Origin of the sequence: Diplocloster agilis, assembly GCF_019042275.1 — a bacterium.
GTDB classification, from domain to species: Bacteria; Bacillota; Clostridia; order Lachnospirales; family Lachnospiraceae; genus Diplocloster; species Diplocloster agilis.
Genome location: NZ_JAHQCW010000052.1, coordinates 1 through 21203, shown reverse-complemented (window position 1 = coordinate 21203; position 21203 = coordinate 1). Strand labels below are relative to the sequence as shown.

Below are 21203 nucleotides of genomic sequence, written 5' to 3'. Positions count from 1 at the left end.
AACGCAGATTTTACAAAACATCCCCGGCGGTACTCTTATGCATCTGCCGGTACATTGTGGGCGTAACCCCATTCAGGGCCTTGAAGAATTTGCTGAATTCCCGCACGTCTTCGGTAAAGCCGATGTGGCAGGCGACTTCCGAAATATTAAGATTTGTAGTTTTAAGCAATTTGCAGGCGACGATGTTCTTCTGATCTTTTACAAATCGTGTAAAATTTACTCCTGTCTCGCGCTTGAAGAGAAAGGAAAAATAACCGTTGGATAAGTGCACATATTTTGCGGCATCTTCGATGGTTATTTTTTTGTCTATATTTTGCTTGATAAACAGCAGCGCTGAGGTTACCGACGGAGAATATTTTTTATTGATCTGCTGGGAGATATTGTTAAGCAGATCCGTACACTGGGTATGCAAAACGGTATGGTGCCTTTGGAAAGTCGTACACAGATGCAGATAATAGGAGATCTCATCGAAGATCAGAGCCGGGTCGGTAAATTCGGAGATGGTATCCCAGTACATCTCAAATATGGAGGCGATGATTTCTTTGACAAATACCCGGGCTTCGTGACTGACTAAAATATGCTGCGGAAGATTATAAAAGCGGCGGAGGGCGGCTGAAAATTCCGCAGTGTCAAGCGATTCCACAGCTTCCTTCGCCTTAGCGCCCACCGGCTTGAGCTTGCTTTGGATACCGGTGTGATCCAGGGAACCGGGTTTCCAGAAGATGACCTTATTCACCCCGTAAATAATCCGGGACCATTCCGCATCCCTTACCTGTTCTTTGATTTGCCAAACATCGCAGGGATCGGTGACGGTTGCGCTTACACAGATGGTCAGATCCTTTCCGCTTCGGGGTTTGATCTGGCTGCCGATCAGCTGGTAAAGCTCCAGTATCCTGATCTCTACCAGATTGTGCCGCTCGTTGACGTAGTTGAGCAGGATCATGATGCCGTCGCTTTTATTTTCCAGAATGATGTCGGCGCAGATATCCTGAAAGTGTTTTAAAACGAGACTGTGTACCTGGCGGAACATCTTCGGGTTACTCATATTGATCCGTTCGAAAGAGTTGGGAAAATCAAATTTTATAAAGAGCATCTGGAACAGGCCCATGGCAAAGTTTGTGCTGTACATGCTGTTGACCTGTTCTAATGTTAAAGATTTATTCTTTAAGATCTCCGCTCCCTGATCATTGATATAAAACAGCCTGGTGGTACTGTCTTTGAACAGGGCGTTTGTCTGGGAGTCCACGGCATAAGCCAGGGAAGCCTTCAATTCCCCGGGATCGATCGGGAAGATCAGATAATCGGAGGCGCCTGCTTTTACCGCTTGATATACGGACTCAAAGCTCTGCCCGCCGAAGACCAGAAACTGAGTCGTACTGCCGGGGTTATTTTTCTCCTGCCGGATGATGGGGAAACAGTCTGAATCCGACAAACGCGAGCCGGTGATCACAATATCCGGGGAACTAATCCGTATCAGCTGATCCAACTCCCGCACACTTGTGGGAGAACCGATCAGCTCAAACTCAAATCCGCTGTTTGAGACCAGTTCTATGATAGAAGTACAGATTTGCGGGTCCTCAGTGGCAACGATCATATGTATCTTCATAACATCCCCCTTTTCCAACATAATGGAACATCCGCTCATGGTGCAATCAGAAAAACATGAAAATTGGAACATATTATATCCTATGGGTACTTGAAAAGGTTTTGGACAAAAAATATAATGAACATTATAAACGAAAAGAAAATTTGTTCAAAATTATAGGTAAAAATACAAGAAAAGCAAATATATTATTCAAAAAATGAAGAAAAAAAGAATGATATTGTGCATTTAAAGTAAAAGTATTTTTCTGTAATGTGCAGATTTTCTTGTTGGGCTAATTTTAGCACAGGTTTCGTCATATTGCAATGACAAGTAACACCATAAGAAAGGATGGAAAAAGAAAGATGACTATGAAAAAAGTAATGGCATTACTGCTTACCGCCACTATGCTTACCGGTATGTTGACCGGCTGTGGCGACAAGGCTTCGGAGAGCGCTGCGGATGGAAAAAACCAGGAATCCGCATCCTCAGCTTCCCAAGGAAGCGACTCGGCGGCTCCCTCCTCCTACGACGGGGAACAGGTAGCCTATATCAGCTGCGGGGACGGGGACCCGGGAACTCTGGATCCGCTGGCGGCCATGTCCTCCTCGCGCCATGTCTGCATTATGGAAGTCTGTGAGAGGCTATTCGGCTATACGGAGGACGGCGATTTGTATGGAGTGCTGGCAAAGGATTACGAACGGGACGGCCTGACCTACACCGTAAACCTATATGATTACATAACGGACTCTGCGGGCAATCAGATGACCGCTTCTGACATCGTATTCTGCCTGGACAAGATGGTGGAAAAGGGAAATACAAGCGCGTTGAATTTTGAAAAATATGAGGCCACCGGTGATTACACCGTCGAGATTACGGTCAACAACAATAATGTGGCAACGTTTGAAAACAGTATTGCCGGATTATATTTTGTCACACAGGCGGCGTACGAAGCCAGCTCGGATGATATGTCGGTAGATCCCGTCGGCACCGGCCCTTACAAAGTAGATGCTTATGAAACGGGTTCTACCCTGACCCTGGTGAAAAATGAGAATTATTGGCAGAAGCCGGAGCTGTGCAAAGCACTGGAACAGCAGGCCAATACAGAAAAAATCGTCTATTCCATGATTACGGAGGCGGCCCAGATCGTAGTCGGCCTGGAGACCGGAGCGTTGGATTTCGCGTTTGTGGATTTTTCAGCGGCGGAGAGATTCGGAGAAGGCGGCGAGGCTGCGAATCACTTCTGCGCCGAGGCAATTAAGACCTGGGGCGGCAACGCGCTGTTCTTCAATATGTCGGATAAGAGCGTGTTCAAAGATAATATCGCGCTGCGAAAAGCGGTGCTGTACGGAATCGACCGCCAGGCCATCATAGACGGCGTGTTCGAGGGTCACGCGATCAATCCCAAGACTTACGGCCAGACCCGCTACCCCGACGCAGATCCCAATTGGGATAATGAGGATTATTTTGAATATGATCCGGACTACGCCAAAGAGTGTCTGAAAGAAGCAGGATATGCCCCGGGCGAATTGTCCCTGAAGCTGATGTTCCCTACCAGCTCATACTGCAATTCCATGGCGGAGATCATCCAGGCTTACCTGGATATGATAGGAATTAAGGTGGAAGTCCTGTCCTATGAAAATGCCCTGTACAACAGTTATAAAACGGATCCCACCCAGTACGATATGATGTTCAACGGTTCCGGCGGCCCCGGCACCATCACCCGGATCTGGAACAACCAGCTGAATAAGAATATCTACACGTCGGACGGCGCTTACTGCGCGGGCTTCCTGAATGATCCGCATCTGCAGGAGCTGGTGGAGACCGCCAGCAATGTGGATACCAACTCAGTGGAAACCACCAGCGCGGTGCATGATTATCTGATCGATCAGGCCTATCTGATGCAGCTTTATGTAGAAGAAAAATGTGTGGTATACAATACGGACAAGATTGTGAAAATGTGTACCAATATTGATGCCAGACAAGTTCCTGGTGCAAGCATCTACGTTTGGAACTAAACGCTAACGCGGTGTACGGTTTAGGCGAACGGGGACCGTACACCGCATGATTGCAGAAAAAAGATTAGGAGTAAAGAAATGGGAAAATACATATTCAAAAGAATATTAATGTTTATTCCTGTTGTTCTGGCAGTTGGAATTCTGATTTTTACGATCATGTATTTTGTGCCGGGAGATCCGGCAAAAGTGGTCGCCGGAGCGGAGGCTTCCGAAGAGCAGCTTCAGGCGGTAAGGGAACAACTGGGCCTGAACCAGCCCTATATAGTGAGGCTGGGCAACTTCTTAAGTGATACGTTCTTGCACTTTGATTTTGGCGAGTCGTATATTACAGGCGTCAAAATATCCGATGAGCTGATGAGACGGCTGCCCCGGACGCTGACGCTTGGGGTTACCACCTGGCTGTTGACGGTGCTGCTTGGAGTGCCGTTAGGGGTGGCTGCCGGTGTGAATCAGAACAAATTCGGAGACCGGTTCTGTATGTTCGTGGCCTTGTTCGGAGTCTCCATGCCGCCGTTCTGGCTGGGCCTCATGCTGGTACTGCTGTTTTCGCTGAAACTTGGGTGGCTGCCATCCAGCGGTATCGGGGGACCCCAATATTACATTCTGCCGTGTATCGCCGGTTCCTTCGGCGGGATGGCCTCCAATGCCAGGCAGGCACGCTCCGCCATGCTGGAGGTTATCCGTTCCGACTATATCGTGACGGCGAGGGCCAAGGGAGTGTCCAGGCGTAAGGTGATCTATAAGCACGCGCTGCCGAACGCGCTGTTCCCGATTCTGTCTACTGCAAGCGTGGGACTGGCCCATGTATGCGGCGGGTCGGTGGTGATTGAAACCGTATTTGGAATACCCGGTATCGGCTTATATCTGCTGACAGCCGTGAACTCCCGTGATTACCCGATCATCCAGGCTTGTGTGATCATACTGGCGGTAGTTTTTGCTGTGATCATGCTCATTGTGGATATTCTGTATGCTTTCATTGATCCGAAGATCAAATCCAAATACATCGGAACGAAAGCGGCAAGGAGAAAAGCAGATGCATAGAGAAGACAAGGTAAAAAAGATAAAGAAAACAAGCGAGTTTAAAACATTCCTGAGACGTTTACGGAAAAATAAACCGGCCATGTTCGGAATCATTATATTCTTTACCCTGGTAGTGCTGGCAATCCTGTCCCCGGTGATCAGTCCCTACGGGTACGAACAGATCGATATGACCAGCAAGCTACAGGGACCTTCGGCCGCTCATCTGTTTGGCACGGACCAGCTGGGACGGGATCTGTTAAGCCGGATTCTGTATGGAGGGCGTTACTCGTTAAGCCTGGGTATCCTGTCCATCGGACTGGCTTTGCTGATCAGTATCTTCCTGGGCAGTTTCTCCGGATTCTTCGGCGGCTGGGTGGACAGCCTGATTATGAGAATCCTGGATGTGATCCAGTCCATTCCCTCGATTCTGATCGCGATTATTATGTCGGCGGTGCTGGGGTCCGGGTTTGTAATGACGATCATCGCCCTGGCTATACCGTGTGTATCCGGCTATGCCCGAGTGCTGCGCGCACAGTTTTTGCAGATCAGCCAGGTGGAATATGTGGAAGCGGCTACTTCTTTATCCTGCAGCAAATTTAAGATTATGATGAAGCACATTCTGCCGAACGCCTGGGCGCCTCTTATTGTGTCCGCCACCATGGGCGTGGCAACTACCGTGCTGAATGCGTCCGCGCTCAGTTTCATTGGTCTGGGAATCCAGTCGCCCACGCCGGAATGGGGGGCTATGTTATCCGCCTCCAGAGACTATATGCGGGACTATCCCTATATGGTCATCATTCCCGGGATCTTTATTATGATCACCGTACTGGGACTGAATATGTTCGGTGACGGAGTCAGGGACGCGCTGGACCCGAAACTGAAAGATTGACGGAGGATATAAGATGAGCGAAAACAATATATTCTTAAAGGTACGGGATCTGGCGGTGGAATATACTTCCGACGGCAAAGTGATCCACGCGGTAAACGGCGTCTCCTTCTCCATCGACAGAGGTAAAACGCTGGCGCTGGTGGGAGAGACCGGTGCAGGGAAAACGACAATCGCCAAATCGATTCTGGGGATTCTGCCGGACCGTGCGGCCAGGATCAGGAAAGGCCAGATATACCTGGATGGAACGGATCTTCTTAAAGCAAGTGAAAATGAGATGTTAAAGATCCGCGGCCGAAAGATCTCCATGGTGTTTCAGGACCCGATGACCGCCCTGAACCCCATTATGAAGGTGGGAAGCCAGATCGCGGAGACGATCCGCATCCATGATGCGGTTTCCAAAAAAGAGGCAAAAAAGAAAGCGGCGGATATGCTGAACCTGGTGGGGATTCCCAGGAACAGGTACAATAACTACCCGCATGAATTTTCCGGCGGTATGAAACAGCGGGTGATTATCGCCATGGCATTGGCGTGCCGTCCGGAATTACTTTTGGCGGATGAACCGACGACGGCTCTGGATGTGACGATACAGGCCCAGGTGATCAAGATGATCAAGGATCTGCGGGACCAGTTCAACATGGCGCTGATATTGATTACCCATGACCTGGGAGTCGTGGCGGATATCGCAGATGATGTGGCGGTGGTCTACGCAGGGGAGATCGTGGAGTATGGGTCAAAAGAAGATATCTACCTGCATCCGAAGCATCCTTATACGAAAGCGCTATTTAACGCCATACCGAATCTGGAAACGGACGTGGACCGTCTGGAGAATATAAAAGGACTTCCTCCTGACCCTGCACAGCTGCCGGAAGGATGCTGTTTCTCGCCGCGCTGTACCTATGCGCTGGAGGCGTGTACGAGGGCGAAGTCTGCGCTGGCCACGGTGGAAAACAGACATTGCTGCAGCTGTTCGCGGTGGAAGGAGATCGATGGGGGGAATGGGCATGAGTGATACACTGATCGAAGTAAAACACCTGAAAAAATATTTTGACGTGCCGTCCGGACAGCTTCACGCGGTGGACGATGTGTCCTTTAAGATAGAAAAAAAGAAAACGATGGGGATAGTAGGAGAGTCTGGCTGCGGAAAGTCTACGCTTGGAAGGACGCTGATCCATCTGCTGGAAAGCACAGATGGTTCTATTTTCTTCGAAGGCCGGGATGTGACGCGCTTAAACGCAAAGGAACTAAACGAATTCCGGCATCAGGTTTCCATTATCTTCCAGGACCCCTATTCTTCGCTGAATCCCAGAATGACGGCGGAACAGATGATCGCGGAGGCTCTTAAAATAACAAAACGCTGCAAAAAGGATCAGATAGAAGAGGAAACCCGCCGGATATTCGATATGGTGGGACTGGACCGGAGATTCCTGAAATCTTACCCCCATGAGCTGGACGGAGGACGCAGACAGCGTGTGGGGATCGGCAGGGCTCTGGCCATCAATCCGAAATTTATCGTCTGTGATGAGCCGGTATCGGCACTGGACGTATCCATACAGGCTCAGATTTTGAATCTGTTAATGGACCTGCAGGAGCAGGTAGGGCTGACCTATGTATTTATCACGCACAACATGTCTGTGGTCCGCCACATTTCGGATAATATCTGTGTCATGTATCTGGGACAGCTGATTGAGACCTGCCCCACCAAAGAGCTGTTTACGACTCCTCTGCACCCGTATACAAAGGCGCTGCTATCCGCGATTCCATCCACAGATATCACAAAACAAAAGGAACAGGTACTGATGAAGGGAGAACTGACATCCCCTATTAATCCGGTTCCCGGATGCCGGTTTTATGCCAGATGCGATCATTCATGTGAAAAATGCCTGGAGCCCCAGAGCCTTCAAGAGCTTCTGCCGGAGCACTTTGTCTCCTGCTGCAGGGCCCGGGAACTGAATCAACTGTGAGGATGATAAAAATGGATTTTAGCCAGGAATATTTAAATAATCAAGTGTGGGAGGATCAGCCGCTCTCCTTCGGGCTGCCGATGCAGATCCTGGAGGATGGAAGAGAGATAAAGGCGGTCACCTATACGGAACCCGAGGGCCATGTGCTGTTTCGGCTTTACGCGCCCGGGGCGGCAGATGTCGTGATCTGCTGCCGGTATTCCAGAGGCCATGAGATTCGGATACCGCTAAAAGCCGGGACGGACGGCCTGTTCGAGGGGATTCTCCCGAACCGGGAGGTCTATGGGGGCGCGCAGGTGGTCCGGGTCTTTATGGATCAGCAGGAGATCTTATCCCCGTACCTTCCGGTCTGCTGGGTGGGCAACCGGCCGGCTAATTTTATCGAGATCCCTTCTGCTGCCGGGGAAGATATCTGCATTCAGGCGGTACCCCACGGCGCGGTAGTTCGGGAAATCTTCTGGTCGGAAACGCTTAAGAGCTTCCAAAGATGTATGATCTACACGCCTCCGGGCTATATGAATTCGGAAGAAACCTATCCGGTCCTGTATCTTCTGCACGGAGGGACCTGCAACGAACTGGACTGGATCTATTCCGGAAGACTGCCGTATCTGCTGGATAACCTGATTGCGGGAGGAAAGATCGCACCGTTTCTCGTGGTCATGAACAATGGAATGGTCCGCCATGAACAGACACAGGCGGTCTGGGATGATGCACTGGAACAGATGCTGGTGCGTGATAACATACCGTACATAGAGAACCGCTACCGGGTCAGCACCGGCAAGTGGAACCGGGCGATCGCAGGATTGTCCATGGGCGCTTATATGACAAATGATATCGGTTTTCGCCATCCCGAGCTGTTTGGCTATATGGGGCAGTTCACCGCTTGTATGACCCACAAAAAAGATTTTCCCAATTATAAACGTCCCTATCACAAGGCAATGGCGGAGGCGGTCCAAAATCCCGAGGCGTTTGCCGGAAACTACAAAGTGTTTTTCCGGTCCACCACGCCGGAGGAAGATTATTTTGAGTACTTTGAGGCGGATGACGAGATCTGCAAAAATGCGGGAATCGATAAGCTGCCATGCAGTTATCGCATTGTATTCCCGGAGAATACCAGTAAAATAGACAGCTGGAGAATGGGACTTCGTGATTTTGCCCAGCTGATCTTTTGAATCCGTTATGCAAGAACCGGTCATTTCCATAGAACCGGGTAAAGAATAAATGAACGAAAGGAAATAGATAAAAGATGGATAAGAAAACAATCGGAATTGGTTTACTAGGAGCCTGGCAGGATCATATCTACCGGTTTGCAGAAACAATCGTTAAAAATGGAGATGTAAAGGCGGACAGTTTCCGGCACTGGAAGAACAGCACTTACGAAGACTGCCGGCTGGTCGCCGCCTGGGATAACAAGGAGGAGAGGGGAAAAGCCCTGGCAGATGCGTTTCAGATCGACTTTGAGCCTGATCTTAACAAATTCCTGTCCAATCCCTGTATCGACGCGGTCATCATCTGCTCCGAGACAGCCAATCATGCCGCCCACATTATAGCCGCCGCCAACGCGGGAAAACATATATTTGTGGAAAAGTCACCGTTTGCAGATCTGGAAGGAGCTTATCTGGCCAGAGATGCGGTCAAAAAAAGCGGGGTGCATTTCATGGTGTCTTCCCCTATGGAAAAGCCCAGAAACCGGTTTGCTAAAAATCTGGTAGACGAAGGAAAATTGGGGACGATTACGGAAGTACGCTTCCGCCTGTACAGCGAACACGGCAACACTTTAACAGAACCCGTTGGTATTTATAATAAGGAAGAAAACGGCGGTGGAGTCATGAATGATTTTGGCCAGCACGGAGTCCATGTCACCAGTTGGTTCCTGGGAAAGCCGGTCAGTGTATCCGCTCAGTTTGACTACACCACTGAATTTGCAAAAAAATATAAGACGGAGGATAACGTAGTGGCCGTCTATGAGTTTGAAAATGGAGGGATAGGTATCGTAGAGGCCGGATGGGTAGCTCAGGCCCACGACTGTGTGCTGGATGTCTGCGGAACCAACGGAACCGTACATATCATTGGCGATGACGTAACCTTCTACGAGAACGGAGAAAAAGACGTTCATGACGATGTGAAATATCTTCTGCAGGGTGAAAACTGGATTCATGTTCCCAATACGGAGCTTCCTGAAAAAATTCTCTACCCGCTGCGGCATTGGGTCGACAACATTATAAACAACACGCCGGATGACCGTCAGACTATTGATGACGCCGTCCTGTGGACTGAGATGATCTGCGCCGCTTACCGCGCCGCCGATAAAAATGAAATCATTTTATAAAAAGGAGCGAAACAATGATTCGTCAAGTAGTGCTAATGAAACTTAAAGAAGAAGCCGAACATGCGACCAGTGAACACAACGGCAGGCTTATTCAGGAAGGTATGAAACGCCTGGAGGGAGTCATTGAAGGCCTGGACTCCGTACAAGTCTGGTTAGGCCTGGAATTCGACCGCAAATACAACGTATGTATCGTCAATGACTTTGTATCACGGGAAGCTATGGAAGCCTATGGGGCTCATCCTGACCACCAGAAAATGCGGACCTTTATTCATAAAGTAGTGGAAGACGACCGGCCTGCATTTAATTGTATCTTGTAAACCTGGGATAAAAATCAGCTCTATATAAAATAAATCGTACAATCAGACATTGGCCCGGGGAACTACTGGCAGAACCACCTTTTCCCCGGGTCAAAGACTGAAGGAAAGAAAATGGTATAACAATGAAAACAAACCGTCTATTAGATTCAGAAACACATACAGATCTATATCAGGAAAAAATAAAAACGGATAAAATATGGAATCCACTGTTTACAACCGTATTTGTCGCGAATATCATAATGAACCTGGGCCTGCAGATGACAAACGCCATCATATCCAAATACGCGGACCATCTCGGCTCAACCGCCACCATAACCGGACTGGTCACCAGTATCTTCGCGGTAACCGCACTCATTTTCAAACTGGTTTCCGGTCCGGCAATTGACACCTATAATAAAAAATATATTCTGATGTTCTCCATGTGCATACTCATGATCGCACAGATCGGTTACTGCTTCTCCGGCACCATTCCCCTGCTTATCCTGTTCCGGCTCATTCAGGGAGCAGGTCTGGCATTTTCCGTTACCTGCGCCCTGGCCCTGGCCGCGGACGCACTGCCGCCGGAAAAATTTGGAACCGGGATCGGCTATTTCTCCCTGGGCCAGGTAGTAGCCCAGGCGCTGGGACCGACTATCGGCCTCCTGCTGCTGGAGCTTGTGGGGTATAACACTACGTTCATAATCGGAGCCGCCGTCATGTTCTCCGGCATTCTGGCTGCCACCCGCATCCGGGCCACCCACACGACCACGAAGAAATTAGTCATTAATCTAAAAAGCGTCATAGCCAAAGAAGCGGTTCTTCCGGCCCTTATCATGTTTCTTCTTACCGTAGCCTACTATACCATCAATTCCTTCCTGGTAATCTACGCCAATGGACGTGGGGTGGGCGCCGGTATCGGAACCTTTTTCACCGTATATGCCGTCACGATGCTCTTTACCAGACCCCTTATCGGAAAACTGTCCGACCGGTACGGAACAGTCAAAGTGCTCATCCCGGCTCTTCTGTGCTTTGCCCTGTCATTCCTCATCATCAGTTATTCCGCCAGCCTGCCGTCCTTCCTGATCGCGGCCGTTGTATCCGCATGCGGATACGGAGCCAGCCAGCCCGCGATCCAATCCCTCTCCATGAAATGCGTGGCCAAAGAGCGCCGCGGTTCGGCCAGCAGCACAAACTACATCGGAAATGATCTGGGGACATTAATCGGCCCTGTAGCGGCCGGAGCCGTAGCGGAACTGACCGGCTATGCCGCCATGTGGCGCATTATGATCGCGCCCATGCTCCTGGCTATGGTTCTGCTCCTGATCTATCACGGCAAAATCCAAAATATTGAGAAAAATTTTCAATCCCTTCAATAAACTGAATAAAAGGAAGACGCAGCATGGAATAGTGAGACCATGCTGCGTCTTATTTTATATATTCTATATATCACTTTTCGCTTTTGGGGGCTTTTGGATTTTTGCCCCGCGTCTTCTGACCAATAGATACAGCGCTGCATCTATGGTAAAATATAAGGATAAGCCACTGAGTTTAATTGTCAGAGTGTATTATATAGAAACAGGATAAGGAAACAGATGATTCCGCCGATCGGAGCAAAAAATCACCGCACATCCGCTGCGGTTCATCCGTTATACATAATGAGAGGAGGTTTTGAGCGTGTCCATGGACTTAGAAGAACAATATGATAAAATCTACCGTTATTGCTATTTTAAGCTGCATCACCGGGAAACGGCGGAAGATGTAACGCAGGAAACATTCCTCCGCTTTTTGGACAGTGATCAGTATTATGAAAAAGGCCAGGGCCTCCGGTACTTATATACAATAGCCCGAAATCTCTGCATCGACGAATTCCGCAGACGGCCCTGCGTCCCCCTGCCCGAGGATGCGGCGTACCCGGACGCGGAAAATCGGATACTGACCTCGCTGTCGCTGAAAACAGCGCTGGATGAACTAAGTGTGGAGGAACAGGAATTATTACTGCTCCGCTACGCGAATGAAGTGCCCGTCGCCGACCTGTGCAGGATATACGGGCTTTCCCGGTTTGCCATCTACCGGAAGACGGCAAAAGCGCTGAAACAGCTGCAGGGCAAACTCAAAAAGGAGGAATTCAGATGAAACAGGATATGAAACAGGCTTTAAAAGACGCATTTGAAGCGCCGGAGCCTGTGGGAAAACAAGCCTTTTTCAAAACCATACGCCCCTTAAATATCAGCCAGCTTACCTTTCTTCGTATACAGGCAGCTTTTATACCAAAACCGGTGTGGCTGCTATCCGTTTTTTTATTTGGCGGCGCACTTGCGGGAGCTGTCTTTCTTCATCAGGACACGCTGTGGATCATCTCGTCGTTAGTCCCTTTCGCTGCCCTGACCGCCGTCACCGCGAATGCCAGGTCCAGAGTATACAATATGGAGGAACTGGAGCTGGCTTCCCGATTTTCCCTGAAAAGCGTAGTCCTGGCCCGCATGGGAATCATGGGCCTGCTCCATCTGGTCCTGCTAAGCCTGCTGATTCCGCTTTCCAGCATCCATGGAGCCGCTACGGTCCTGCAGGCGGGGGCGTATCTGCTGGTTCCATACCTGTTAACCACCGTAACAGGCCTGTGGATCATCCGGAAAACGCGAGGAAAAGAAACAATATATGGGTGCGGGGCGGCAGCAGCCGTCATTAGCGGCCTGAACCTCATTTCACGGACAGCGCAGCCCCTTCTCTATGAGACCGCCCGCCTTTACTGGTGGATAGCGGCCCTTGTAATTCTGGCCGTCCTTACCGTCCTGGAAGCATATAAAATAATACATCAATCGGAGGAAATGATATGCAGCTTATCATAGACCGTCTCACAAAACAATATCTGAATGCGATCGCCGTGGACCGGGTCTCCTTGCGTTTACACAAAGGAGTCTATGGACTGCTGGGCGCCAACGGCGCAGGGAAAACCACACTGATGCGCATGATATGCGGGATACTGAAACCAACCAGCGGCACCGTCACCTGCGACGGTCTTACCGTTTCATCGGAAGAATACCGGGCTCAACTGGGTTACCTGCCCCAGGATTTCGGCTACTACCCGGACTTCACCGGTATGGACTTCCTGCTGTATATGGCCTCCTTAAAGGGCCTGAGCCGTTCCGCGGCAAGAAGAAAATCCGTCGAGTTACTGAACACGGTCTCGCTCCAGGATCAGGCTAAGAAAAAAATAAAAACCTACTCCGGCGGAATGAAGCAGCGGTTAGGAATCGCCCAGGCTCTTCTGAACGATCCAAACGTTCTGATCCTGGATGAACCGACCGCCGGACTGGATCCCAGAGAACGGGTCCGGTTCCGCAATCTGATCGCCGACATCGGGAAAAACAATATCGTCCTGCTGTCCACCCATATTGTGTCAGATCTGGAGCATATCGCGGATACGATTCTGATGATGAAAGCGGGCCAGCTTATCTATGAGGGCAAATGGGATGGAAGCCATGAGGACTTAGAAGCATTTTATCTGCAGCAGACAAAAGAGGAGGGGGAAAATGAATAACCTTGCCGTCCTGTACAGCTTTGAACTGAAAAAAATAGTAAACCGGAAAATTGTATGGATCACCGCATCTGCCATCCTGCTTATCTGCGTCCTTATGAGCCTGAGCGGCGTTCTCTTTAGCTCTTATACCATAGACGGCGTTCAGGTCAGCGCCTACGACTATATGGTTAAAAACCGTGCCAACGCCAGAAAGCTCTCCGGCCGCCCCATCGATAACACGCTTCTCGCAGAAATGCAGGCGGACCATAGCCGGGCCTACAATGAGATCTATACGTATGCCTGGAACCTATACGACGGGGACGATGAGGCGGTCATGCATACAGACGCCGCCTCCCTATACGCCGTCCGTCAATCCATTCTTCAAAAGCAATGGGAGACCTTAAAACTAACGCCCCGGGAAATTACCTATTGGCAGAGCAGGGAATCATCTCTGCCCGCTGTCTATACCTACGAATATACCAAAGGATACCAGACTATCCTTTCCGGGACGGCTACCCTGAACATCATGCTGTTCCTCTTGATTACGGTCTGCCTGTCCGGCGTATTTTCGGATGAGCGGCTTCGGAAAACCGACCAGCTCACCCTATGCTGCCGCTGCGGGAGAACGCCCTTGTACCTTGCAAAAATTCTGGCCGGTATTACCTTTGGCCTGGGGGCCGCAAGCCTTCTCTATGCCGCAGCCGCTGCGTCCAGCCTTCTTCTCTATGGCGCGGACGGGTATAGCGCGGTGCTTCAATTAATACTGCCCAACAGTTCCTGGACGTTGCGCGCGGGAGGAACCGTACTCCTCTTTTTCGCCCTATACCTGCTGGTCTCGGTCCTATACAGCATGCTGGCCATGTTCCTGTCCGAGACACTGAAAAGCGGCGCGGCGGCCATGGATCTTATGATCGGCGGCATGCTCCTGAGCGGGCTGATTACAATAGGGCCTAGACTCCGCCTGGCTTCTCAGATCCACAGTTACTTTCCGGATCATTTCCTGAGCATGGAAAGCATCACAGATAACCGCCTGGTTTCTCTGTTCGGCGCCCAGCTTACGAACTGGCAGTTCGCCCTCATCCTATATCCGGCTATGGCGCTGGTCATCCTCATCACAGGCAGCCTTTTCTACCGGCATTACCAGGTATCCTCCAGATAATCATTCGGCAATTTCGCACAGTGTTTCGTTCATAATTCCGATATCAGCACCTTGTCCTCAGCGTCTGAAATTCCTTTCGCTTGACAAGGTGCTACAGCTGTTATATTATGTGTATAACAAAAAAACGGATTAAAAATCATCGGACATACATATAATGAATGGAAGGGTGATATTGTGGTTATACAGATAGATTTTAACAGTGACGAAGCGATCTACATCCAGCTGAGAAATCAGATCATCATAGGCATAGCCACTTCCGAGATCCGGGAAGGGGACGCTCTGCCAAGCGTCCGGCAGCTGGCGGATCATATCGGCATTAACATGCATACGGTGAATAAGGCTTACACGGTGCTCAAGCAGGAAGGCTTTATCCAACTGGACCGGAGAAAGGGCGCGATTATCGCGCTGAACGCGGACAAGCTGCAGGCGCTTGGAGAGATGAAGAAGGAGCTGAAAGTGCTTCTGGCCAAAGCGATCTGCAACGATATCAGCTGCGAGGAAGTGCACGATATGATTGACGAGATCTTTGAGGAATATGATTAGTTTACAGGAGGAGCATACATGCGAAAACAGTTAACTCAGAAGGCTTTGAATGTTTTAAAAATTGCGGAAAAGACTTCCCAGGAATTGAAACATAGCTATGTTGGAACCGAACATATCCTGGTCGGATTACTGCAGGAGGACGGCGGAGTGGCAGGCCAGGCCCTGATGAACCAGGGAGTGGAAGTGAAGAAGCTGCTGGATCTGATCGGGGACCTGATCGCCCCGTCGGAGCAGACCGGGCTGCTGGAGCCGGAAGGGCTTACGCCCAGAGCCCAGAACATTCTGGAAAAAAGTGAGACTCAGGCGGAGCGTTTCCGAAGCGAGAGGATAGGAACCGAACATATCCTGCTGGCGATCCTGCACGAAGGAGACAGTGTGGCGACCAGGTTACTGACCACTCTGGGGGTCAATATTCCCAAATTATTTATGGAAGTGATTCTGGCCATGGGGCTGGACCCCAATGCCTACAAGGATGAGTTCCAGCGCGGCGCGAAGGAAGCAACGGCAACCCCTGTGCTGGACCAGTACAGCAGAGACCTGACGGAGATGGCCCGGGAGGGCAAGCTGGATCCGGTGGTGGGAAGAGCGGAAGAAACCGCCCGGGTGATCCAGATCCTGAGCCGCCGGACGAAGAATAATCCGTGCCTGATCGGCGAGCCGGGGGTAGGCAAGACGGCGATCGCAGAAGGGCTGGCTTCCCGGATCGTGGCGGGCGACGTGCCGGAGACGGTGCGGGATAAGAGGCTTGTGACCCTGGATGTATCCGGTCTGGTTGCCGGATCCAAATACCGGGGAGAATTCGAGGAGCGGATCAAGCGGGTGATCGAGGAAGTGCGCAATAACGGCAACATCCTTCTCTTTATCGATGAGATCCATACGATCATCGGGGCAGGCGGAGCGGAGGGGGCCATCGATGCCTCCAACATCCTGAAACCGTCCCTGGCCAGAGGGGAGATCCAGCTGATCGGAGCCACTACAATAGAAGAATACCGGAAATATATTGAGAAAGACGCCGCGCTGGAGCGGCGGTTCCAGCCGGTGAATGTGGAAGAACCCACGGAGGAGCAGACCGTGGAGATATTAAAGGGCCTGCGGCCGTATTATGAAAAGCACCACCAGGTCACGATTACAGATGAGGCGCTTCAGGCGGCGGTTAAAATGTCGGCCCGATATATCAATGACCGGTTTCTGCCGGATAAGGCTATCGACCTGATCGACGAAGCCTCCTCGAAAGTCCGGCTGCTGGGGCTTAAGACCTCCAATGCCGGAAAGCTGGAGACGGAGATCGATCAGTTGAATCTGGATATGGAACAGGCGATCCGAAACGGAAGCTATCAGGAAGCCGGAGATCTGAAAGCCCGGATCCATAAGAAAAAACAGACCCTGGAACGCCGGCGTCTGCAGGAGGCAAAGGGGACCGGACGCAGGAAACTGACCGTAGGGGAAAATGAAATCGCGGATATCGTATCCGGATGGACGAAGATACCGGTGCAGAAGTTAGCAGAGGCGGAAAGCGCCAGACTTCTGCGGTTAGATAAGACTCTTCACAAACGGGTGATCGGACAGGAAGAGGCGGTAGCTGCGGTGGCGAGAGCTGTAAAACGCGGCCGGGTAGGCCTTAAGGACCCGGGACGTCCGATCGGTTCCTTTTTATTCCTGGGGCCTACCGGCGTAGGCAAAACGGAGCTTTCGAAGGCACTGGCGGAGGCGCTCTTTGGCAATGAACAGGCTCTGATCCGGATCGATATGTCGGAATATATGGAGAAACACAGCGTATCCAAGATGATCGGCTCCCCTCCGGGATATGTAGGACATGAGGACGGCGGGCAGTTAAGCGAGAAGGTGCGCCGGAATCCTTATTCCGTGGTGTTGTTCGACGAGATCGAGAAGGCCCATCCGGATGTGTTCAACATCCTGCTGCAGGTTTTGGACGACGGACACATCACCGACTCCCAGGGCAGGAAGGTGGACTTTAAAAATACGGTCATTATCATGACCTCCAATGCGGGCGCGGCTTCCATTATCTCCCCGAAGAAGCTGGGATTCGCCACCTCCACCGATGAAAAACAGAACTACGAATATATGAAAAACGGAGTCATGGAAGAAGTAAAGAGAATGTTCAAGCCGGAATTCCTGAACAGGATCGATGAGACCATCGTATTCCACGCTCTTTCCAAAGAACATGTGCAGCAGATCGTCAGCCTGATGGTAAAGGAACTGTCCGAGCGCAGCATGAACCAGATGGGGATCAAATTAACGGTTACCCCCAGTGTGCGCAAATATATAGCGGAAACAGCCTTTGACGCAAAATACGGGGCCAGGCCTCTTCGCCGGGCGATCCAGAATAAGATCGAAGACCTGCTGGCCCAGGAGATTCTGTCCGGCGCCATTAAAACCGGAGACCATGCGGTGGTCAGTATGCGCAATAAGGAAATTTGTGTGAACAAAAGCATAAATGACTAGCAATGGGAAGCGATTTATTATATAATATTCCCGTAGGCTGCCGAAATTAGCGGCAGTGCCGATACAGGGTCATGAATAAGTAGGAGGGCTTGACAAATGTCAGTAGTAAAAGAGTTAATACGCACCGAGGCAGACGGAACCATCAGTTTTGGAGACTATGAACTGGCTGCTAAGACAAAGCTGGAGGATTTCGAATTTCAGGGGGATCTGTATAAAGTAAAAACCTTCAAAGAAATCACCAAACTGGAAAAGAACGGTATGTTTGTTTATGAGTCCGTGCCCGGTACAGCCGTATATAACCTGAAGGAGACACAAGAAGGTGTTGAATTCACGGTGGAAGGCTGGGAAGATCCGCAGATCACACTGGAATTGGAAGAGGAGACAGAATATGAGATTCTGATCAATGACACCAATGCCGGAACGATGAAGACAAACTTAAGCGGCAAGTTAACTCTGAGCGTGGAACTGGGAGACGAAGATCAGATTGACGTGAAAGTAATTAAGATGTCGTAATTGTATTCCCTATAAATCAAAATATCGGGGGCTGCTACAGCAGAGGATTCCTGTCGGTAAACAGGTTCTTCTGCTGAAGCGGCCTTTGTCATATCAGGGAAGCCGCGAAGATGCGGCGCTGGAGGAAAGAATGGCAAAAGCAAAAACAACCGCGTATTTCTGTCAGAGCTGCGGCTATGAATCATCCAAATGGATGGGACAGTGCCCGGCATGCCGGGAATGGAACACCTTTGTAGAAGAACCGGTGGCCCCGTCAAAAAATGCCGGGAAGCTGCAAAAGCGCACCGCCAACGAACCTGTGAAATTATCATCAATAGAAACGAATACGGAGGACCGGATCCATACCGGAATCCATGAATTAGACCGGGTATTGGGCGGAGGCATCGTGGCCGGCTCTCTGATTCTGGTGGGCGGTGATCCCGGGATCGGGAAATCAACCCTGTTGCTTCAGGTGTGTCAGAACCTGTCTACCCAGAACCGGAAAGTATTGTACATATCGGGAGAAGAATCTCTGCGCCAGATTAAGATCCGGGCGGAGCGCATCGGCAGCTTTACCAACGATCTGCTGCTCTTGTGCGAGACGAACCTGGAAGTCATCGAGGGAGCCATCAACCGGATGAAACCGGAGATCGTGATTATCGACTCGATCCAGACCATGTACCGGGAGGACGTCTCGTCGGCACCGGGCAGCGTGTCCCAGGTGCGGGAATCCACCTCCACCTTTATGCAGATCGCCAAAGGAATGAACATCTCTATTTTTCTGGTTGGACATGTCACAAAAGAGGGCGTGGTGGCCGGGCCAAGAGTGTTGGAGCACATGGTGGATACCGTACTTTATTTTGAAGGGGACCGGCACGCGGCGTACCGGATTCTGCGGGGAGTAAAAAACCGGTTTGGCTCCACCAACGAGATCGGCGTGTTTGAAATGAGGGAAAAGGGGCTGGCGGAAGTAGCCAATCCCTCGGAATTTATGTTAAATGGTAAACCGGAGGGCGCTTCCGGATCGGTGGTGGCCTGTTCGATGGAAGGCACGCGTCCCATTTTGATCGAGATTCAGGCGCTGGTCTGTCACAGCAATTTTGGTATTCCCAGGAGGACAGCAGCCGGAACAGATTTTAACCGGGTTAATCTGCTTATGGCCGTGTTGGAAAAAAGAGTGGGCCTGCAATTATCCGCCTGTGATGCCTATGTGAATCTGGCCGGGGGAATCAAGATGAACGAACCGGCGGTGGATCTGGGGATTGTCATGGCTATCGTATCCAGCTTCAAGAACCGTCCCATCGACGATAAGACCATTGTGTTTGGCGAGGTGGGGTTAAGCGGGGAAGTCCGGGCTGTGAATATGGCGGAGCAGCGTGTGCTGGAGGCAAAAAAACTGGGATTCGAGACTGTGATCCTGCCCAAGGTGTCCCTGGACTCTCTTCCTGACATAAAGGGAATCGTCCTGAAAGGGGTTAAGACTGTCCGGGATGCGATAGGCTTGATTGGATAAAAAGAGATGGAATAATTTCGATAAAAATAACTGTGTGATCATCGGTATATACCGGCTCATCACACAGTTAAAAAATAAAATACAATCAGGCAAAGGCGAGAATCCGGCGCAGATTTTCATCATCTGTCGTGTATGTTCCCAGAGGATAGGGCTGCCGGGAGTTCATCCCATGAAAATCAGTCCCTCCGGTGATGATCAGATCATTGGCTTTGGCGATACGCAGCAGTTCCTGCGTATCCTCTTTGGTATTACGGTAGTGGAAGCACTCTATCCCTTCGATTCTGTGTCCGGCTGCCAGTTCACGGACAAGGGGAATGCTGCGGAACTGGCCGGGATGGGCGATGACAACGAGGCCGCCTGCCTCATGCATGATGTCAATAACATCGTAGATGTCCGGATATTCAATGGGGACATAGCACGTTCCGCGTTTACCGATCAGTTCGTCCATAAGGGGGCCATAAATCGTATTGGTATATCCCAAATTGGCAATCCCGCGCATGACATGGGGCTCAAAAATCGCGGCGCTATCCCCGGCATATGCGATGACATCCTCCACAGATATGGGATAATAAGTTTTTAATTTTTCCAGCATCTGAAGCTTCGCCTCTGTACGGCGCCGGGAGGTGACCTCTGTCACCTGATCAAGAGGTTCGTAACGCTTGGGACAATAACACAGGACGTGAACCGGCCTGCCGGTAGCAGGATCTTTCGTAGTGCATTCCAGGCCGGGAACGATTCCTATCTGATATTCCGCTCCCAGAGCGATGGCCTCTGCCACACCCTTATAAGTATCATGGTCAGTGACGGCCAGATAGTCCAGATGAATACGGCTGGCATATGAGATCAGTTCCCGGACAGTGGAGGAACCATCAGAATAACGGCTGTGACAGTGTAAATCTCCGGTCATTTGCAACACTCCTTTTTGTTTGCTGGTGGTAATCGTATTATATTTAAGTATTTACAAATCAGTCCTATTGTACCATTTTGAAGGCAGTTGTCAACTTGGGAGCGATACGGATGCTATAGAATCCGGCTGTCCGGAGCATCCCGGCCTTGAGCAGCGGGCATACCCAAACTTTCCTATTTATAAAGAAGATGTCAAATCATTAAGAAAAGCAGTGTATAAAAACAATTTGGAAAAAAGTAGAAAAATTTGTAATTTCGTGTTGACTTATGGTTTGGGAAATGGTATTATAACATTCGCCGGTTGATACGGCAGGAAACGAATCGAAAAAAAGTTGAAAAAATTGTTGACAGCAGCTTGAAGGTATGATATCCTATAAAAGTTGCAGGCCACAAGGAAGCAACGAAAATTCGACAACGAACATTGATAACTAAACAGTGAAACAACCCTGAAAATTCTAAAAAAGAATTTCAGAAACGAACGCTTTCTTATTATAGAAGCAACCGGATGCAAAAGC

The 21203-nt window shown here is 50.2% G+C and carries 19 protein-coding genes; 17 read left to right on the top strand and 2 right to left on the bottom strand.

Features of this window, described 5'->3' with window-relative positions:
* Nucleotides 1-10 precede the first annotated feature (10 nt).
* The gene (locus KTH89_RS21865) at nucleotides 11-1606 is read right to left on the bottom strand and encodes an AraC family transcriptional regulator (protein ID WP_238723099.1); all 1596 of its coding nucleotides are present in this window, start codon (nucleotides 1604-1606) and stop codon (nucleotides 11-13) included.
* A 347-nt stretch (nucleotides 1607-1953) separates the two neighbouring features.
* Between KTH89_RS21865 and KTH89_RS21860 the strand changes: the two genes are divergently transcribed.
* From KTH89_RS21860 to radA, 17 genes are all read left to right on the top strand, one after another.
* Nucleotides 1954-3600 (top strand): ABC transporter substrate-binding protein, encoded by a 1647-nt coding sequence (locus KTH89_RS21860; RefSeq protein WP_238723098.1) that lies wholly within the window; start codon nucleotides 1954-1956, stop codon nucleotides 3598-3600.
* 78 nt (nucleotides 3601-3678) lie between these two features.
* The gene (locus KTH89_RS21855; RefSeq protein WP_158347442.1) at nucleotides 3679-4641 is read left to right on the top strand and encodes an ABC transporter permease; all 963 of its coding nucleotides are present in this window, start codon (nucleotides 3679-3681) and stop codon (nucleotides 4639-4641) included.
* The gene (locus KTH89_RS21850) at nucleotides 4634-5509 is read left to right on the top strand and encodes an ABC transporter permease (RefSeq protein WP_238723097.1); all 876 of its coding nucleotides are present in this window, start codon (nucleotides 4634-4636) and stop codon (nucleotides 5507-5509) included. Before KTH89_RS21855 ends, KTH89_RS21850 begins: the two co-directional genes overlap by 8 nt.
* Nucleotides 5510-5522: 13 nt before the next feature.
* The gene (locus tag KTH89_RS21845) at nucleotides 5523-6518 is read left to right on the top strand and encodes an ABC transporter ATP-binding protein (RefSeq protein ID WP_238723096.1); all 996 of its coding nucleotides are present in this window, start codon (nucleotides 5523-5525) and stop codon (nucleotides 6516-6518) included.
* Nucleotides 6511-7470, top strand: coding sequence for an ABC transporter ATP-binding protein (locus tag KTH89_RS21840; protein ID WP_158347445.1), 960 nt, complete (start codon nucleotides 6511-6513; stop codon nucleotides 7468-7470). Before KTH89_RS21845 ends, KTH89_RS21840 begins: the two co-directional genes overlap by 8 nt.
* A gap of 11 nt (nucleotides 7471-7481) precedes the next feature.
* Nucleotides 7482-8642 carry an alpha/beta hydrolase-fold protein gene (locus KTH89_RS21835; protein ID WP_238723095.1) on the top strand — a complete coding sequence of 387 codons (1161 nt, stop codon included), beginning with the start codon at nucleotides 7482-7484 and terminating at the stop codon, nucleotides 8640-8642.
* A gap of 74 nt (nucleotides 8643-8716) precedes the next feature.
* Nucleotides 8717-9799 (top strand): Gfo/Idh/MocA family protein, encoded by a 1083-nt coding sequence (locus KTH89_RS21830; protein WP_238723094.1) that lies wholly within the window; start codon nucleotides 8717-8719, stop codon nucleotides 9797-9799.
* Between the two features lie 14 nt (nucleotides 9800-9813).
* A complete protein-coding gene (locus KTH89_RS21825; protein WP_158347448.1) occupies nucleotides 9814-10116 on the top strand; it encodes a Dabb family protein in 303 nt (100 codons plus the stop codon).
* Between the two features lie 122 nt (nucleotides 10117-10238).
* On the top strand, nucleotides 10239-11471 hold the full coding sequence (locus KTH89_RS21820; protein ID WP_238723093.1) for an MFS transporter: 1233 nt from the start codon (nucleotides 10239-10241) through the stop codon (nucleotides 11469-11471).
* A gap of 304 nt (nucleotides 11472-11775) precedes the next feature.
* On the top strand, nucleotides 11776-12228 hold the full coding sequence (locus tag KTH89_RS21815; protein WP_238723092.1) for an RNA polymerase sigma factor: 453 nt from the start codon (nucleotides 11776-11778) through the stop codon (nucleotides 12226-12228).
* The gene (locus tag KTH89_RS21810) at nucleotides 12225-12941 is read left to right on the top strand and encodes a hypothetical protein (protein WP_238723091.1); all 717 of its coding nucleotides are present in this window, start codon (nucleotides 12225-12227) and stop codon (nucleotides 12939-12941) included. Before KTH89_RS21815 ends, KTH89_RS21810 begins: the two co-directional genes overlap by 4 nt.
* A complete protein-coding gene (locus KTH89_RS21805) occupies nucleotides 12926-13633 on the top strand; it encodes an ABC transporter ATP-binding protein (protein WP_330656732.1) in 708 nt (235 codons plus the stop codon). Before KTH89_RS21810 ends, KTH89_RS21805 begins: the two co-directional genes overlap by 16 nt.
* On the top strand, nucleotides 13626-14771 hold the full coding sequence (locus KTH89_RS21800; protein WP_238723090.1) for an ABC transporter permease subunit: 1146 nt from the start codon (nucleotides 13626-13628) through the stop codon (nucleotides 14769-14771). The genes KTH89_RS21805 and KTH89_RS21800 overlap by 8 nt, the downstream gene beginning before the upstream one ends.
* Before the next feature lie 174 nt (nucleotides 14772-14945).
* Nucleotides 14946-15314, top strand: a complete 369-nt coding sequence (locus KTH89_RS21795) for a GntR family transcriptional regulator (RefSeq protein ID WP_158347455.1) — start codon at nucleotides 14946-14948, stop codon at nucleotides 15312-15314.
* Nucleotides 15315-15332: 18 nt separating this feature from the next.
* Nucleotides 15333-17777, top strand: a complete 2445-nt coding sequence (locus KTH89_RS21790; RefSeq protein WP_238723089.1) for an ATP-dependent Clp protease ATP-binding subunit — start codon at nucleotides 15333-15335, stop codon at nucleotides 17775-17777.
* Between the two features lie 96 nt (nucleotides 17778-17873).
* Nucleotides 17874-18290, top strand: coding sequence for an endosialidase (locus tag KTH89_RS21785; protein ID WP_158347458.1), 417 nt, complete (start codon nucleotides 17874-17876; stop codon nucleotides 18288-18290).
* Between the two features lie 130 nt (nucleotides 18291-18420).
* Entirely contained in the window at nucleotides 18421-19782 is a 1362-nt protein-coding gene (gene radA / locus KTH89_RS21780; RefSeq protein WP_238723088.1) for a DNA repair protein RadA, read from the top strand.
* Nucleotides 19783-19867: 85 nt separating this feature from the next.
* On the opposite strand, the gene KTH89_RS21775 is transcribed toward radA, so the two are convergent.
* Nucleotides 19868-20689, bottom strand: a complete 822-nt coding sequence (locus tag KTH89_RS21775; RefSeq protein WP_158347462.1) for a PHP domain-containing protein — start codon at nucleotides 20687-20689, stop codon at nucleotides 19868-19870.
* Nucleotides 20690-21203: the final 514 nt, after the last annotated feature.